A 16,459-nucleotide genomic window follows, 5' to 3' on the forward strand; every position below is an offset into this window, starting at 1 on the left:
AATTCGTCTTCTATGACTACCAATCTCCAAACTCCTATAGATTATTTAAAAGGCGTTGGCCCAAATAGAGCCGATTTACTTCGTAAGGAGTTAGGCATTTATACCTACCAAGATTTAATAAATTTATTTCCAAACAGATATATAGACCGGACACAGTATTATAAAATCAATCAGTTACAGCAAAACAATGCAGATGTGCAGGTAATTGGCAAAATAGTAGCATTTAAAGAAGTTGCTCAAAAACAAGGAAAACGCTTAGTTGCAACCTTTCAGGATGATACAGGTACTATGGAATTGGTTTGGTTTCGTGGACAAAAATGGATTCGAGATAATTTAAAACTTAATACCACTTATGTAATTTTTGGTAGAACAAATTTGTTTGGAGGAAAATTTAATATGCCCCACCCCGAATTAGAATTGATCGAAGAGCATGAAAAAAATCTACGTTCTGCCATGCAACCTGTATATCCTTCTACTGAAAAACTTTCAAACAAAGGCATTACAAACCGTGCTATTAGCAAAATTATTCAGGAGTTATTTATTGAAACTGGTGGGCGATTTACAGAAACTTTATCGGAAACATTATTATCTGAATTAAAATTAATTAAAAAAAGTGACGCCTTATTTAATGTGCATTTTCCTAAAAGCCAAGAGTTGTTGGCAAAGGCTCAATTTCGATTGAAATTCGAAGAACTTTTTTATATTCAGTTGCAACTTATCATCAAAAATTTAATTCATAAATCAAAAATAAAAGGCTTTCCATTCGAACATGTTGGAGATTATTTCAATACCTTTTTTAACAACCATTTACCATTCGAATTAACCAATGCACAGAAACGTGTTTTAAAGGAAATTCGTGCCGATTTAGGCAGTAATGCACAAATGAATCGCTTACTGCAAGGCGATGTGGGTTCTGGGAAAACAATAGTAGCGTTTATGTCAATGTTAATGGCACTTGACAACGGTTTTCAGGCGTGTTTAATGGCGCCGACTGAAATTTTGTCAGTACAGCACTATAATGGTTTATTTGAACTATGTAAAATACTGAATATCAATATTAAAATACTTACAGGTTCAAGTAAAACTTCAGAAAGAAAAAAAACTCATGAAGCTTTAGAAAATGGCGAATTACAAATACTAATTGGCACACACGCACTACTTGAAGATAAGGTGAAATTTAAGAATTTAGGGCTCGCTATTATAGACGAACAACACCGTTTTGGTGTGGCACAACGTAGTAAATTATGGCATAAAAATACATCACCTCCACATGTTTTAATTATGACCGCCACTCCTATTCCACGCACCTTGGCTATGTCGGTTTATGGTGATTTAGATATCTCGGTTATTGATGAATTACCTGCTGGAAGAAAGCCTATAAAAACCGTGCATAGATATGATAAAAACCGCTTAAATGTTTTTAAATTCATTAGAGAAGAAATAGTTAAAGGTCGACAAATTTATATCGTTTACCCACTCATCCGAGAAAGCGAAGCTTTAGATTATAAAGATTTGATGGATGGCTATGAAAGTATTTCACGAGACTTTCCTATGCCAAAATATCAAATCTCCATTGTTCATGGCAAAATGAAACCTGCCGATAAAGACTTTGAAATGCAACGCTTCATTAAAGGAGAAACGCAAATTATGGTAGCCACTACGGTTATTGAAGTGGGTGTGAATGTACCCAATGCTTCTGTAATGATTATCGAAAGTGCGGAACGTTTTGGTTTATCGCAATTGCACCAACTACGGGGTCGTGTAGGTCGTGGTGCCGAACAAAGTTATTGTATTTTAATGACTGGACACAAACTAAGTAACGATAGTAAAACCCGCTTACAAACGATGGTAAAAACCAGCGATGGTTTTGAAATTGCTGAAGTCGATTTAAAATTACGTGGGCCCGGAGACATTATGGGTACACAACAAAGCGGTGTTTTAAACCTTAAAATTGCCGATATTATAAAAGACAAAGATATTTTACTAAGCGCTAGATTTTATGCAAAAAAACTGCTTACAGAAGATACTTCTTTATCTAAAACAGAAAACGAAGTTATATTAAACACTTATAAAGCTCTGGGCAAATACAAGAATATCTGGAATTATATATCTTAAATCACTAAATAAAGAAGAAGTAAATTAATAGTTATCTTTGCTTCACTCATTACTCATTCATAATTACTAATAAAAAATGCTTCATTTAAAGTTAGAAACAGACCCACGTTGGGTAAATATTGTAGAATCGAATATTGAAGAAATATTAACCGATCATGCGTGGTGTGAACAAAAGGCAGCTACTAATGCCATTTCAATAATCACCCTTAATTCTGAGTACCCAGATTTGGTGACCGATTTACTAGAACTTGCCAAAGAAGAATTAGAACATTTTCAAATGGTGCATGAAATTATTAAAAAGCGTGGTTATAAACTGGGAAGAGAACGAAAAGACAGCTATGTAAACGAACTTTATAAATTTATGAATAAAGGAGGAAACCGTTTGCAATGTATGGTAGACAGACTCTTGTTTTCTGCCATGATTGAAGCTAGAAGTTGCGAACGTTTTAAACTTTTGTCAAAAGAAATAAAAGACCCAGAACTTTCAAAATTTTATTACGATTTAATGGTGAGTGAAGCAGGGCACTATACGCTTTTTATAAGCTACGCCAGAAAATATGGCAAAGGTGTAAATGTTGATAAACGATGGGAAGAACTGGTAGCGTTTGAAAGTGAAGTGATTAAAACTACGGTAAAAGCGAAACCATTCACGGTTAAAAAAAAGACCCAACCACACCGAAATATGATTGAGCAAAATTAATAAAGTTTATTTTTTATCAGGATCTCCCTGTTTATTGCTTTTTAAAACCTCTACACGTTTTCTAGTTGTAGATGAGGGTTTTGATTCACCTTTGATATCGCCGAGTTTTACATATATAGCTTTAGCTTCTTTTGAATCGTTACTCTTCACCTCTTTGCTTTTATTAGATTCTGCAGTAGATTCTCCCTTAATATCACCTAATTTCACATAATGAGCTTCTACCTTTTTTGATTCATCACCCTTTAAAACATCTGCTGTTTTTGGCGCTTGATTAATATTATTTTTGTTTGTTTCCTGAGCAAAAGTGATGGTCGTCATCATAAATAATGCAATACATAATATAGTTTTCATCATTGATAATTTTAAATTAATATTTTGTACTTCATAGGTATATCAATTCACAATTTAAATTGTTACCCTATTTCTAAAAATAATTCACAAAAAAAAAGCTTAACTAACTATAGCTAAGCTTTTAATTACTGTTTGTTGTTTGATTGATTTTCCCTAAAGTAGTCACAATTAGGACATACATCTGTTAGGATTCTGTTAAAGAAAAAGCCTAAACTGTTAATTAACTATTCGTTAAGAAGAAATTAACAGACGAAAGTATCTCAAACATAATGTTTAACTTTGCTTGATTTATTATTTAGACTATAATTTTAGAATGATTCACATTCACGAAAAGACATTACAAGATTTAGAATTTTCTACGGTTTTAAGACAAGTAAGCGAACACTGTATTACCGTATTAGGAAACGAAAAAGCGCTACAAATAACACCATTTAGCACAAAAGAATCACTTCTTAACAATCTGCAATTAACCAATGAATACCTGTCGTCTTTTTATAACGACAATCGTATTCCAAATCATAGTTTTGATGCCATAACCAAAGAAATAAAACTTTTACGCATTGAAAACACCTATTTAGAAGTACATAGCTTAAAGAAAATTGTTTCTATTTCACTATCAACCAATGAGATCGTTACGTTTTTAAAAAAGTTTGAAGAATATTACCCAAACCTAAACCAGTTTGCTTCACATATAGAAGTCACTAAAGCCATAATTGAAAAAGTAGATGCAATTGTAGACCGTTTTGGTGACATTAAAGATAATGCCTCTTCATTACTTTTCGATTTAAGGCAGAATATAAACAAAGTGAAGGGTCAAATAAACCAGAGTTTTACTACTGCCCTAAACATGTATCACGGTTTAGAGTATTTAGATGATATTCGGGAAAGCGTTGTAGATAACAGACGTGTTTTAGCTGTAAAAGCCATGTACCGCCGAAAAGTTAAAGGTTCTATTATGGGTAGCAGTAAAACGGGGAGCATTGTATATATGGAACCCGAAACCACTTTGAAATACTCACGAGAACTCAATAATTTAGAGTTTGAGGAAAACGAAGAGGTAATTCGCATTTTAAAAGCACTCACAAACTTTATTCGTCCGTTTTTACCAATTCTAGAAAACTATCAAGACTTTTTAGTAGCTATTGATGTGGTTTCAGCAAAAGCAAAATATGCACTTTCTATGAATGCCATTCTTCCTGAGATATCGGAAGATAAAAGCATGTGTTTACGAGATGCCTATCACCCGCTACTCTATTTAAATAATTTAGAAAAGAAAGCAAAAACATTCCCTCAAACTATTGAATTAAAGCAAGATAGTCGCATCATTGTTATTTCCGGACCTAATGCTGGCGGAAAAAGTATCACTTTAAAAACGGTTGGATTGTTACAAGTCATGTTACAAAGCGGCATGCTAATTCCAGTACACGAGCGTAGTAAAGCTAGTTTATTCGATAGAATTTTAAGCGATATTGGTGATAATCAATCTATTGAAAACCATTTGAGCACCTATAGCTATCGTTTAAAACAAATGAATTATTTTCTAAAGAAGTGCAATAAAAACACACTTTTTTTAATTGATGAATTTGGAACTGGAAGTGACCCGGAACTTGGTGGTGCTTTAGCCGAAACATTTTTAGAAGAATTTTACCATCGGGAAGCTTTTGGAATTATCACAACGCATTATGCCAACTTGAAAATATTGGCAAACGAGTTACCTTGTATGCTTAATGCGAATATGTTATTTGACGAAAAAACCTTAGAACCCTTGTATAAACTGGTTATTGGACAAGCTGGAAGTAGTTTTACTTTTGAAGTAGCACAGAAAAACGGTATTCCGTTTGGCTTGATAAATCGTGCTAAAAAGAAAATTGAACGCAGTAAAGTACGATTTGATGCCACCATTGCTAAACTTCAAAAAGAACGCTCGAAACTTGAGAAAACAGGCGAATCGTTAAAATTAAACGAAAAGAAAAAAATACAGGAAGCTGATAAACTTGAAGAAACCAACGCGAAAATTCAAAAAAAACTAGAAAGCTACCAAGAACTATATGACAGTAACCAACGTTTGGTTTATTTAGGACAGAAAGTAAATGATATTGCTGAAAAATATTTTGAAAATAAGCAGAAAAAAGAATTAATGGGCGAGCTTTATAAAATCGTTCAAATTGAAAACTCTAAACGTAAAAAGGTTACGGTTAAAGAGAAAAAAATTATAAAAGCCAAAGAAGAAAAGGTTAAAAATGAAGTTGAAAAAGTAGTAATTGTAATTCGTGAAAAGAAAAAAGAAGCTAAGAAAAAAGCCGTTCAAGCACCAAAACCGAAAGTTACACTAAAGATTGGCGACAGAGTACGCATGAACGATGGTCGTGCTATTGGTAGTATTGATAAGATTGAAAAGAATAAAGCTATTGTGAATTATGGGATATTTACAACTAATGTGAACATAGATGAATTAGAATTAGTCGAAGCTAAAAAATGATAGACTTACCAAACCATAAAAAACTTATATTATTTGATGGTGTTTGCAATCTTTGCAATACATCAGTTCAATATGTTATAAAACATGATAATAAAAATATTTTCATGTTTACACCTTTACAAAGTAAAGTTGGGCAACAAATTATTAAAAAATACCAAATAGACACCAATAAGGTAGATTCTATACTTTTATATACTCCTGAAAAAGGGATTGATTACAAATCTACTGCTGCTTTAAAAATTGCTAGCCATTTAGGGTTTCCACAGAGTTTAATAACTGTGTTTTTTATAATTCCGCCATTTATTCGCAATTGGGTTTATGATTATATTGCTAAAAATCGCTATAAATGGTATGGAAAAAAAGAATCTTGCTGGATACCTACACCCGAATTAAAGTCTAAGTTTTTGGAATGATTTTTTACGTCTTCACAAACGCAGTGAAGCAATCTGTTTATTGCTTCATTACAGTGTAATGACATTAAAGTTTTAATTCATCAGATTACTTCAGTCGTGCCTCCTTCGCAATGACGGGTTATTCAGGCACCAAACTTCCCCATTCCGTCCAAGAACCATCATAAACAGAAATATTTTCATACCCAGAAATAGTTGCCCCAAGTGCCAACACACATGCTGTTATTCCCGAACCACATGAGAAAATAATGGGTTCTTCTTTTTTTGCTAATTTTTGAAATTTAGATTCAATTATTTCATCAGGCAGCAATTGATTTTCCTTTAACAAATCTTCAAATGGCAAGTTTACCGAATTAGGAATTGTTCCCATACGCAATCCTTCACGGGGTTCTGCCTCTAAACTTTTGAAGCGTCCTTCGGAACGCGCATCTATAATGGTATGACTTTTAGTTTCGGAAGCATATTTTATATCATTAAAAAACTTCATTAATTCTGGTTTATAAACTGCTTCAAAATTTCCTAATTTACCTGTATAAGGTTTCATCGGTTCTGTTGAAAACCCAGCTTTTTTCCATTCCGGGAAACCGCCATCTAAAACAGCTACATTATTGTACCCAAAAGATTTAAACAACCACCAAACTCGTGCACTTGAATAAATACCTTTATCATCATACACTACAATAGCACTATCCTTATTAATACCTAATTCTCCTGCAGATTTTTGAAATTGTTCTTCTGAAGGAAAGGTTGAAGGAAACGGAGCAGAAACATCACTAAACTTATTTTTTATATCGAATAATCGGGTATTCGGAATTTGATATTGTGATGCATCAAACACCTTATTAATGGTACCATCTAACACCACTAAATTTTCAGCTTCTAAATTATCGTGAAGCCATGATACGGTAACTAAGGGATGCGATATACTAATTACAGCCATAATAAACAGGTATTATTATTTAAGAATCTAAATCGAAAGTCTCTGATGGGTTTTTAATATTGTGGTAATCTAACATGTTTTCACCATCGGCAATAATAGAACATACTGTAGCATCTCCTGTTACGTTTACCACGGTTCTAAACATATCTAAAATTCTATCAACAGGGAAAATAATGGCAATCCAAACAGGATTTAATCCCACCGAATTCAATACCACAATAAGCATTACCAAACCGGCACTTGGCACTGCCGCCGAACCAATGGACGCTAAGGTTGTGGTTATAACAACGGTTAATTGCTGACCTATAGTTAAATCGATCATGTGCATTTGTGCTAAGAAAATAACCGCTACCGCTTGGTATAAACTGGTACCATCCATATTAACTGTAGCACCAATAGGTAATACAAAACTGCTTACTTTTTTATCGACACCTAGGTTTTGCTCAACACATTCCATTGTAACAGGAAGTGTGGCAGCGCTACTAGAGGTTGAAAATGCCAAAGTTTGTGCTGGACCCATCGCTTTAAAAAAGCCTAAATACGGTATTTTTTTTACAAATAGTTTTAATATGGCTGGGTATGCAACAAAAATCATTAATAAAAGTCCGATTAAAACAGTTAGCGAGTACCAACTCAAGCCTTTAAATATTTCAATCACCTTCCCAATATCGTCACCTGCCATTTTACTAACCACACCTGCCAACAAAGCGAACACAAAAAATGGAGCTGCTTGCATTACCAAGTCTACCATTTTTAAAAACACCTCGTTAATACCATCCACCAAGGTTAAAACAGGTTGCGATTTTTCGTTAGGAATAAACAATAAACACACGCCAAAAAACAAGGCGAAAAAGATAATTTGAAGCATCAAGCCATTATTAGAAAGCGAAGCAAAAAAATTCTCGGGCACAATATCTATTAAAGGTTGCAGCGGCGACACTTGTTTTTGTTGGTTTGCTTTTTCAAGCTTATCAGAAACAAAAGCTTCTTTTAATTCTGATTTTGTTAATATTGAAATCTCTTGAGCACGCTCAAAAAACTGTGGGTCTTTTAAATAATTAACGCCATCTTTAACCTCATGACCTTGCGAAGCTGCCCAAATTTCGTAGCTAATTCTATTATCGATTCTACTTTGCTCATCTATTAACTTACCTGGTTTTATAACATTTACTAAAAGCAAGCCTAAAGAAATTGCCATAACTGTAGTTATTAGATAAATGAATAAGGTTTTTCCCCCCATTCTACCTAAACTCTTAGGGTCGCCAATATTGGCCACACCTCCTATTATGGAGAACAAAACTAACGGTACTGCGATAAGCTTTAACAGATTTATAAAAATAGTACCAAATGGGTCTATCCAATTAATAGTAAACGCACTCCAACCTAATGAACTTGAAAGTAATGCCCAAATGATACCGAGCGTCATGCCTATTAAGATTTTCCAGTGTAGTGCTAGTTTTTTCATAAATTGAATAGGTTTTTTTATTTAGGAAGCAATATAAGAATTTAAAAGCTTGATTACAGTAAATTTAAAATGAGTTTTATACCTAGCAAATATTCCTAATTTTAAGACATAACAAAAAATCCAACTGGTAAGTTAGCCCCGATTGAGGCGGCATCCTTTTTAAAATATGGGGCAACAGAAATTGTGCTAACTAAAAATTGGCAGATTGCTTCGTCATACCTCCTCGCAAGGACGTTTTAAAAAGATAAAGCTGAAAGCGGGAAATAGCTACTAACTATATACTTTGTTTTGCAGATAAAAATCGGCAATTACCAAAGCCGCCATCGCTTCTACAATAGGCACTGCTCTTGGCACAACACATGGATCGTGACGCCCTTTGCCCTGCATTTCTACACTATTACCTTCTTTATCAATGGTTGCGTATTTTTGAATTAAGGTAGCTACTGGTTTAAATGCAACATTAAAGTAAATATCCATACCGTTGCTTATACCACCCTGAATACCACCCGAATAGTTGGTTTTTGTAGTGCCATCGTTGTTAAACGCATCGTTATGTTCGCTACCCAACATGGTACAACCTTCAAAACCGCTACCATATTCAAAACCCTTTACAGCATTGATGGATAACATGGCTTTACCAAGTTCGGCGTGTAATTTATCGAAAACCGGTTCGCCTAAACCTACAGGTACATTTTTAATAACGCAACTTACAATGCCACCTACGGTATCGCCTTTTCCGCGCACTTCTTTAATATAGGTTTCCATATCTGCCGCCATTTTTGCATCTGGACAGCGTACTATGTTCGATTCTACTTGCGTTAAATCTAACTCGTTATACGGTTTATTAAGTTTCATGGTACCAACACCCGAAACGTAAGCCGTAATTTCGATACCTCTTAGCATTTGTTTTGCAATGGCACCGGCAACAACACGACATGCGGTTTCGCGGGCAGAACTGCGTCCACCTCCACGGTAATCGCGTACACCATACTTTTTATCGTAGGTATAGTCGGCATGACTTGGTCGATAACTATCTTTTATATGTGAATAATCATGAGATTTCTGATTGGTGTTTTCTATAACAAAACCAATGGAGGTTCCTGTTGTAACACCCTCGAATATTCCTGAGTGAAATTTTACGGTATCTGGCTCTTTACGTTGCGTAACAATGGCAGATTGCCCTGGCTTTCTACGGTCTAACTCTTGTTGGATGGCCTCTAAATCTAATTCAATTCCCGATGGGCAACCATCAATAACACCACCTAATGCAGGTCCGTGAGATTCGCCATAAGTTGTTAGAGTAAACAGTTTTCCAAAAGAATTTCCAGCCATATCGATAATTTTTTGCTAAAGTAAATCTATTCTTAGAGATATGGAAATGAAATGGCATAAAGAGAGCTAAAATATAGTTAAAAGACGCAACATTTGTTTAACAATAAACTCATGTTTAGTTAATTAATAAGTCATATAAAATCGAGTATTTTACGAAAAGTAATTTGTAGTTTGAAAATTAAACGAAAAATAGAAATAGCTGTGATATCAGATGTGCATTTAGGCACTTATGGCTGTCACGCCAAACACTTATTAAACTACTTAAACAGTATTGAACCTAAAAAACTTATTTTAAACGGAGATATTATAGATGTTTGGCAATTTAGCAAACGCTACTTCCCAAAATCGCATTTAAAAGTTATAAAAAAGATCATGAACATGTCTGCCGATGGTGTAGAGATTATTTATATTACTGGTAATCATGACGAAATGCTTCGGAAATTTAGTGGCACTTCCATTGGGAATATCTCTATTGTAGATAAGCTGGTTTTAGAATTACATGGTAAAAAAGCATGGTTTTTCCATGGTGATGTGTTTGATGTTTCCATTCAAAATGCCAAATGGCTCGCAAAACTTGGTGGTTATGGTTACAATATACTAACCTTGCTGAACCGTTTTGTTAACTGGTATTTAGAGCGAAATGGCAAAGAACGCTACTCCTTATCTAAAAAAGTTAAAAATGGCGTAAAAAGCGCTATTAAATATATTAATGATTTTGAAAAAGTAATTTCAAATTTAGCTATTGAAAACGGGTATGATTATGTTGTTTGCGGACATATACACCAACCAAAAATGGCTTATATTGAAACCAGACATGGAAAAACCACCTACTTAAATTCTGGTGATTGGGTTGAAAATTTTACCGCTTTAGAATACCAATTTAAACGTTGGAAAGTTTACCATTATAACAAAGACAAACTCTCCCCCTTTTATGTAGATGAAGAATTGGAAGATATGGACCTAAAAGATTTAATTGCGGCCATAACTATTGTAGAGCAACATGAGAAGAAAATCAAATAATGTCGATTTGTTTAGTTGTTAGAAACTGAGTACTGATACTGCGACTACAAACTAAACCAAAGCCTCTCGTAAAATTGTAATCGGGTGTTTTGCTTCACGCTGCGTACCATCTTTAATTTGATGTCTACAACTGGTGCCATTGGCTGAAATAATTAAGTCGTTTGATGCGTTTCTAACCGTAGGAAACAAGGTTTGTTCACCAACTTGCATACTAACCTCGTAATGCTCCTTTTCGTAGCCAAAACTTCCTGCCATACCACAGCAACCACTTGGTATAATGGTGACTTTATAGTTTTTTGGAAGATTCAATACATTAAAACTTGATAGTTGGTTGCCAAATGATTTTTGATGACAATGCCCATGAAACTTAATGGTTTTTGCTTCGGAAGTAAATTGTTCTGAAGTGATGTTGCCCAATTTTATTTCTTGCTGAATGAATTCTTCTATTAAAAAAGTATTTTTTGCAATGCTTTCAGCCGAAGCTCTATCATCTGCCAACCTTAAATATTCATCTTTGAAAGTTAAAATAGCCGATGGTTCTATCCCAATTAAAGGGGTTTCTTTGGTAATTAAATTCTTAAAAATCTTTACGTTTTTATTGGCTAAATCTTTTGCTTGTTCTAATAAACCTTTGGATATAAAGGTGCGTCCAGATTCGGCATTTTTAACCATTTTAACATTGTAATTCAAGGCTGTTAAAAGGTAAATAGCATCCATACCAATAGGCGTGTCTAAGTAGTTTAAAAACTCGTCATTAAACAAATAAACTGATTTTATATATTCTTTTTTAACTGATTGTTTTTTAAAATTCTGAAACTCTTTACTTAAACTTTTATTTGAAATTAATGGCAAGTGCCTTTCCTTTGCAATTCCAAATGATTTTTTCAAAATTGAAGATGTGAAACCATTAGAAAACATAAAATTAGTAAGCTTTGGAAATGCACTTCCATAACGATTCAAACTATTGTTATAAGCAAACAATTTAGTACGCAAGGACACGCCATTTTCCTTTTGATATTGGTACAAAAACTCCGCTTTTAAACTCGCAACATCTACGCTACTTGGACATTCGCTGGCACAGGCCTTACAGCTTAAACACAAATCGAAAACCACTTTTAATTCTTCGTGGTCGAACCTATTGGCTTTATCGGAATTCGTTAAAAACTCGCGCAGTGCATTTGCCCTGGCACGCGTGGTGTCTTTTTCGTTTCTGGTGGCACGGTAACTTGGACACATGGTACCGCCAAACTCCGGTAATTTTCTACAATCGCCAGAACCATTACATTTTTCGGCTTCACGCAAAATGCCTTGTGAACGCGAAAAATCGAGTAGGGTTTCAATTTCTGGCTCTACTCTGTCTGAAACATATCGCAGCGATTTATCCATTGGGAAGGCATCCACAATTTTGCCTGGATTAAAAATATTATCCGCATCAAACGCCAATTTAATACGCTTCAAAATCTGATAATTGGCTTCACCTATCATTAACGGAATAAATTCAGCTCGCACAATCCCATCACCATGTTCCCCACTCATAGAACCACCGTATTTTTTTACTAAATGCGCTACGTCGGTTGTTATTTTTCTGAATAAAACAACATCTTCAGACTTTTTAAGGTTTAAAATGGGGCGTAAATGCAACTCTCCAGCACCAGCATGTGCATAATAAATAGCTTCTTGGTTATAGCCTTTCATTAACGCCGAAAACTCAGAAATATAATTTGCTAAATCGGGCACGGTTACAGCGGTATCTTCAATACAGGGTGCCGATTTTTTATCGCCGATAATGTTTCCTAACAAACCCAATCCGGCACTGCGCAGGTTGTTTGCTTTGTTTATTTCATCACCCTCCAGTATAGGAAAGGCATAACTTAATCCTGAAGCTTCAATAGTTTTTATTAAATTTTCAGCTAAAACAGCTACTTCTTGCTTAGTAAATGCTCTTACCTCACACATCAGAATGGCTTTTGGGTCTCCTTCAATAAAACTTCTGTTTTCTTGCTGGGTTTTGTTATGCTTTGTACAGTCTAAAATGGTTTTATCCATCATTTCACAATTGTACAAATTGTGTTTCATAACCGGTTCTACAGCACTTAAACAAGTTTCTATACTCGTAAAATGTGCAGCAACCATAATAGCTTCTTGTGGTGGTAACTTATCTAATTTTAATGTGATTTGTGTAGTAAATGCCAATGTGCCCTCGCTTCCCGAAAGCAATTTACACATATTGAATTTTTCGGGTGCATTAGAAAACACATCCGATTTTATCAATTCATCTATTGCATAACCAGTATTTCTTCTGTGTATTTCTGGTTTTGGGAAATTTTCAATAATTTGATTTTGAACAGCTTCCGAAGCCAGCTCCGTGTAAATGTTTTTATAAATGCGTCCTTCTAATGTGTCTGCCATGGATTTATTTTGAAAAACTTCCGAAGAAATTTCATTAAAAACCACTTCGCTACCATCGCTTAAAATAGTATGCATTTCAATCACCTTATCGCGCGTTACACCAAATTGTATGGATGTGGTACCCGATGAATTGTTGCCAACCATACCCCCAATCATACAGCGATTGGATGTGGATGTATTGGGGCTAAACCACAACCCGAACGGTTTTAAATAATTATTCAAAGCATCGCGAACAACTCCTGGCTGTACCCTAACAGTTTTATTTTTTTCATTGACGTCTAAAATTTTTGTAAAATATTTAGAAACATCCACCACAATACCTTCACCAACACACTGACCTGCTAGGGAAGTACCTGCCGTTCTTGGGATTAAGGACGTTTTATATGTTTTTGCAAACTCAATAAGCTGCTTGATATCCTCTTTATTTTTAGGATATGCTACTGCTAACGGCAACATTCTAAATACGGAAGCATCTGTAGCGTAAATAGACTTTATTAGGTCATCATAAAATAATTCTCCTGAAAGTTTTTCGCTTAATGTCTGTAAATGTGATGTTAACGTCATAACTCAATAAAAATAATTATAAAACTATAGAGATGTTAAATATAAATACAATTTTGGCGTTATTTTTGTAAAATCAAACAGGATTATTAAAAATAATCTAAACGCATTAATTGACCGTATATTAATCACAAACAACAAAATTACAATTTATGAAGAAATTACTTTTATTTTCAGTGGCATTATTAGGTTTTACCTTTTTATCAAACGCTCAAGACATTTCGAACAACGCTTTGGGGTTACGTTTAGGAGACAGCAATGGTGTTGGTGCCGAAATATCTTATCAACACGCTTTAGGTAGCAACAACCGTTTAGAGGTTGATTTAGGCTGGAGAGACGGCAAAAATTATGATGGATTTAAACTTGCTGGTTTATACCAATGGGTTTGGAATATAGACGGTGGTTTTAACTGGTATGCTGGTGTTGGTGGTGGTTTAGGATCGTTTGGTTACAACGACAATAATGGTAATGATTATAACGACACATTCATTTTTGCTGCTGGTGATATTGGTATAGAATACAATTTCGATATTCCGCTATTAATTTCATTGGATTTTAGACCAGAAATTGGTTTTGGAAATGAAACGTATGACAACAATGATTTAGATTTTGATATTGCTTTAGGGATTAGATATCAATTCTAAATAAATAAAAGATAAAAATTTAGTGAAAAGCGCCTTATTTAGGGTGCTTTTTTTATTTTAAATTTCAAAAATGGCCAAATTTATTTTATTATAAAATTGTTAACTTCGGTACGTATAAAATCAATAATATAGAATGAAACCATATCATTTTTTATTGCTACTTTTTTGCTTATTTCTATTGTTTGGAAACACAAATAAACCAACATATATAAAGCAAAATACAGCTGTTAAAAAAATTATAACCTTATATGGAATCCAATTTCTGGAATTTCAGAATGAAGTTATTATTTTAGACTCTTTAGCAAACAAAGCAGAAAACATTGAAGATATTATTGTAATTAAAGAACAATTTATAAAAACGCGAATCGCTTATAAAAAAATAGAGTTTCTTTTTAATTTTTACCTTCCATCTTTTGATAACACATTTATAAATGGCGCTCCAATTCCAAAAATTAGCGATAAATATGAAGCTGGAAAAATCATAGAACCTAATGGACTTCAAGCGCTTGATGCACTTATTTTTGATCCTGATGCAATTCAAAACATAGAACACATCAAAAAACTATCTGTGCTTCTTAAAGAAAAAGTAGATTTAATTGCTAAAACACATTTACCATTAAGTTTAAAGTCTGGACAAATTATTGATGCCTTAAGATCTGGAGTTGTTAGAATTTTCACTTTAGGATTAACGGGGTTTGATACTCCAGCATCTGAAAACACTATTGCCGAAACATTGGGAAGTTTTAAAAGTTTAAAAGAAAGTTTTTCACTTTTTAATGAAAACCTGAATCCATTTGCAAAAAAAACATTTAACAAGGTTATAAAACTATTTGAAAAAGCAGAAAAGACCTTAAAAAAGAATGATGATTTCGATACTTTTGATAGAATAAGTTTTTTAAAAACCGTTATAAATCCATTGTATGCTACTCTTTTGGAGTTTCAAGAGTTAAACGAATTATATGCTGATCCGTTTATTATACATGCGCAAAATTATACTGCCAATAATCTGTTTGACAACAATTTTCTTAATACTGAATTATATTCTGAATTTGTTTATTTGCCGTTGAACAACCCATCGTCTATAAAACTTGGAAAAGTACTATATGAAGACCCTCAACTTTCTAAAAATTCTATCATGTCCTGTGCCACTTGTCATGATTCAAACAAAGGATTTGCGGATGGCTTACCAAAAAGCAAAACAAATAAATCGAATGTTTTTTCTTCTAGAAATTCGCCAACTATACTAAATGTTGGGTATGCAAATAGGTATTTTTGGGATATGAGAGCTTATGATTTAGAAAAGCAAGTTGCTCATGTAATTGATAATGACTTAGAATTTAACACCTCCTTTGACGAAATCATTAAAAAGCTAAATGCCAATCCTGAATATGTTAAACAGTTTAAAGATGTTTATGGAGGCATTAGCAAGCATGACATTAATAGCAGATCAATTAGCAACGCCATTGCAGCTTATGTAAACTCTTTAAAATCACTAAATAGTGAATTTGATAAGTATATTAGAAATGAAATAAAAACATACCCTGAAGCTGCAAAACGAGGATTTAATTTGTTTATGGGAAAAGCTGCCTGCGGCACCTGCCATTTTGCTCCTGTTTTTAATGGTACTATTCCTCCTTTTTATTTAGAAACAGAGTCTGAAGTTTTAGGCATTACACAAGGGTTTGATTCAATAAACCCAGTAAAAGATTTAGATCCTGGACGTATAGATAATGGTTTACTGGCAGAAAACCAGCAGTATTATCAAAATTCATTTAAAACAGTATCCATTAGGAATATAGCCCTCACGGCGCCATATATGCACAATGGCATGTTTAATACTTTAGAAGATGTATTGGATTTTTATAATCATGGTGGTGGTGCAGGATTGGGATTAGATATAGAAAACCAAACACTATCTGATACGCCTTTAAACTTAACTAAAAAAGAAAAAGCAGACATCATTATATTTATGAAAACACTTACCGATACTACGGGGCTAACAAAAAAGTTTTCTAAAACAGCATATTAACTTC

The 16,459-nt window shown here is 33.9% G+C and carries 11 protein-coding genes and 1 pseudogene; 7 read left to right on the top strand and 5 right to left on the bottom strand.

Translation table 11 applies throughout. The features are described 5' to 3' along the window. The first annotated feature begins 12 nt into the window (after nucleotides 1–12). Together recG and VP395_RS10720 are read left to right on the top strand one after the other, a co-directional pair. Nucleotides 13–2,115, top strand: coding sequence for an ATP-dependent DNA helicase RecG (gene recG / locus VP395_RS10715; protein ID WP_346242005.1), 2,103 nt, complete (start codon nucleotides 13–15; stop codon nucleotides 2,113–2,115). A 76-nt stretch (nucleotides 2,116–2,191) separates the two neighbouring features. Then, nucleotides 2,192–2,772 (top strand): annotated as a pseudogene (locus VP395_RS10720) (MiaE family protein). Nucleotides 2,773–2,821: 49 nt separating this feature from the next. Here the strand turns inward: VP395_RS10720 and VP395_RS10725 are convergent. Beyond that, nucleotides 2,822–3,169, bottom strand: coding sequence for a hypothetical protein (locus VP395_RS10725; protein WP_346242006.1), 348 nt, complete (start codon nucleotides 3,167–3,169; stop codon nucleotides 2,822–2,824). A 310-nt stretch (nucleotides 3,170–3,479) separates the two neighbouring features. On the opposite strand from VP395_RS10725, the gene VP395_RS10730 reads away from it, so the two are divergent. Both VP395_RS10730 and VP395_RS10735 read left to right on the top strand, forming a co-directional pair. After that, nucleotides 3,480–5,645: an endonuclease MutS2 gene (locus VP395_RS10730; RefSeq protein ID WP_346242007.1), complete on the top strand. Its 2,166-nt coding sequence runs from the start codon at nucleotides 3,480–3,482 to the stop codon at nucleotides 5,643–5,645. Then, nucleotides 5,642–6,058 (top strand): thiol-disulfide oxidoreductase DCC family protein, encoded by a 417-nt coding sequence (locus VP395_RS10735; protein ID WP_346242008.1) that lies wholly within the window; start codon nucleotides 5,642–5,644, stop codon nucleotides 6,056–6,058. The genes VP395_RS10730 and VP395_RS10735 overlap by 4 nt, the downstream gene beginning before the upstream one ends. A gap of 118 nt (nucleotides 6,059–6,176) precedes the next feature. On the opposite strand, the gene VP395_RS10740 is transcribed toward VP395_RS10735, so the two are convergent. From VP395_RS10740 to aroC, 3 genes are all read right to left on the bottom strand, one after another. Further along, nucleotides 6,177–6,995: a sulfurtransferase gene (locus VP395_RS10740; RefSeq protein ID WP_346242009.1), complete on the bottom strand. Its 819-nt coding sequence runs from the start codon at nucleotides 6,993–6,995 to the stop codon at nucleotides 6,177–6,179. Nucleotides 6,996–7,014: 19 nt separating this feature from the next. Then, entirely contained in the window at nucleotides 7,015–8,460 is a 1,446-nt protein-coding gene (locus VP395_RS10745) for a dicarboxylate/amino acid:cation symporter (protein ID WP_346242010.1), read from the bottom strand. A 270-nt stretch (nucleotides 8,461–8,730) separates the two neighbouring features. Further along, nucleotides 8,731–9,792, bottom strand: coding sequence for a chorismate synthase (gene aroC / locus VP395_RS10750; RefSeq protein ID WP_346242011.1), 1,062 nt, complete (start codon nucleotides 9,790–9,792; stop codon nucleotides 8,731–8,733). A gap of 171 nt (nucleotides 9,793–9,963) precedes the next feature. On the opposite strand from aroC, the gene VP395_RS10755 reads away from it, so the two are divergent. Then, a complete protein-coding gene (locus VP395_RS10755; RefSeq protein WP_346242012.1) occupies nucleotides 9,964–10,812 on the top strand; it encodes a UDP-2,3-diacylglucosamine diphosphatase in 849 nt (282 codons plus the stop codon). A gap of 51 nt (nucleotides 10,813–10,863) precedes the next feature. Here VP395_RS10755 and VP395_RS10760 read toward each other — a convergent pair whose 3' ends face one another. Continuing rightward, the gene (locus VP395_RS10760) at nucleotides 10,864–13,785 is read right to left on the bottom strand and encodes an FAD-binding and (Fe-S)-binding domain-containing protein (protein ID WP_346242013.1); all 2,922 of its coding nucleotides are present in this window, start codon (nucleotides 13,783–13,785) and stop codon (nucleotides 10,864–10,866) included. Nucleotides 13,786–13,934: 149 nt separating this feature from the next. Here VP395_RS10760 and VP395_RS10765 point away from each other — a divergent pair, with 149 nt between their 5' ends. Continuing rightward, nucleotides 13,935–14,426 (top strand): hypothetical protein, encoded by a 492-nt coding sequence (locus tag VP395_RS10765; protein WP_346242014.1) that lies wholly within the window; start codon nucleotides 13,935–13,937, stop codon nucleotides 14,424–14,426. A gap of 133 nt (nucleotides 14,427–14,559) precedes the next feature. Next, nucleotides 14,560–16,455, top strand: coding sequence for a cytochrome-c peroxidase (locus VP395_RS10770; RefSeq protein WP_346242015.1), 1,896 nt, complete (start codon nucleotides 14,560–14,562; stop codon nucleotides 16,453–16,455). Nucleotides 16,456–16,459 lie beyond the last annotated feature (4 nt).

Source organism: Mariniflexile soesokkakense (assembly GCF_039650365.1).
Lineage (GTDB): Bacteria > Bacteroidota > Bacteroidia > Flavobacteriales > Flavobacteriaceae > Mariniflexile > Mariniflexile soesokkakense.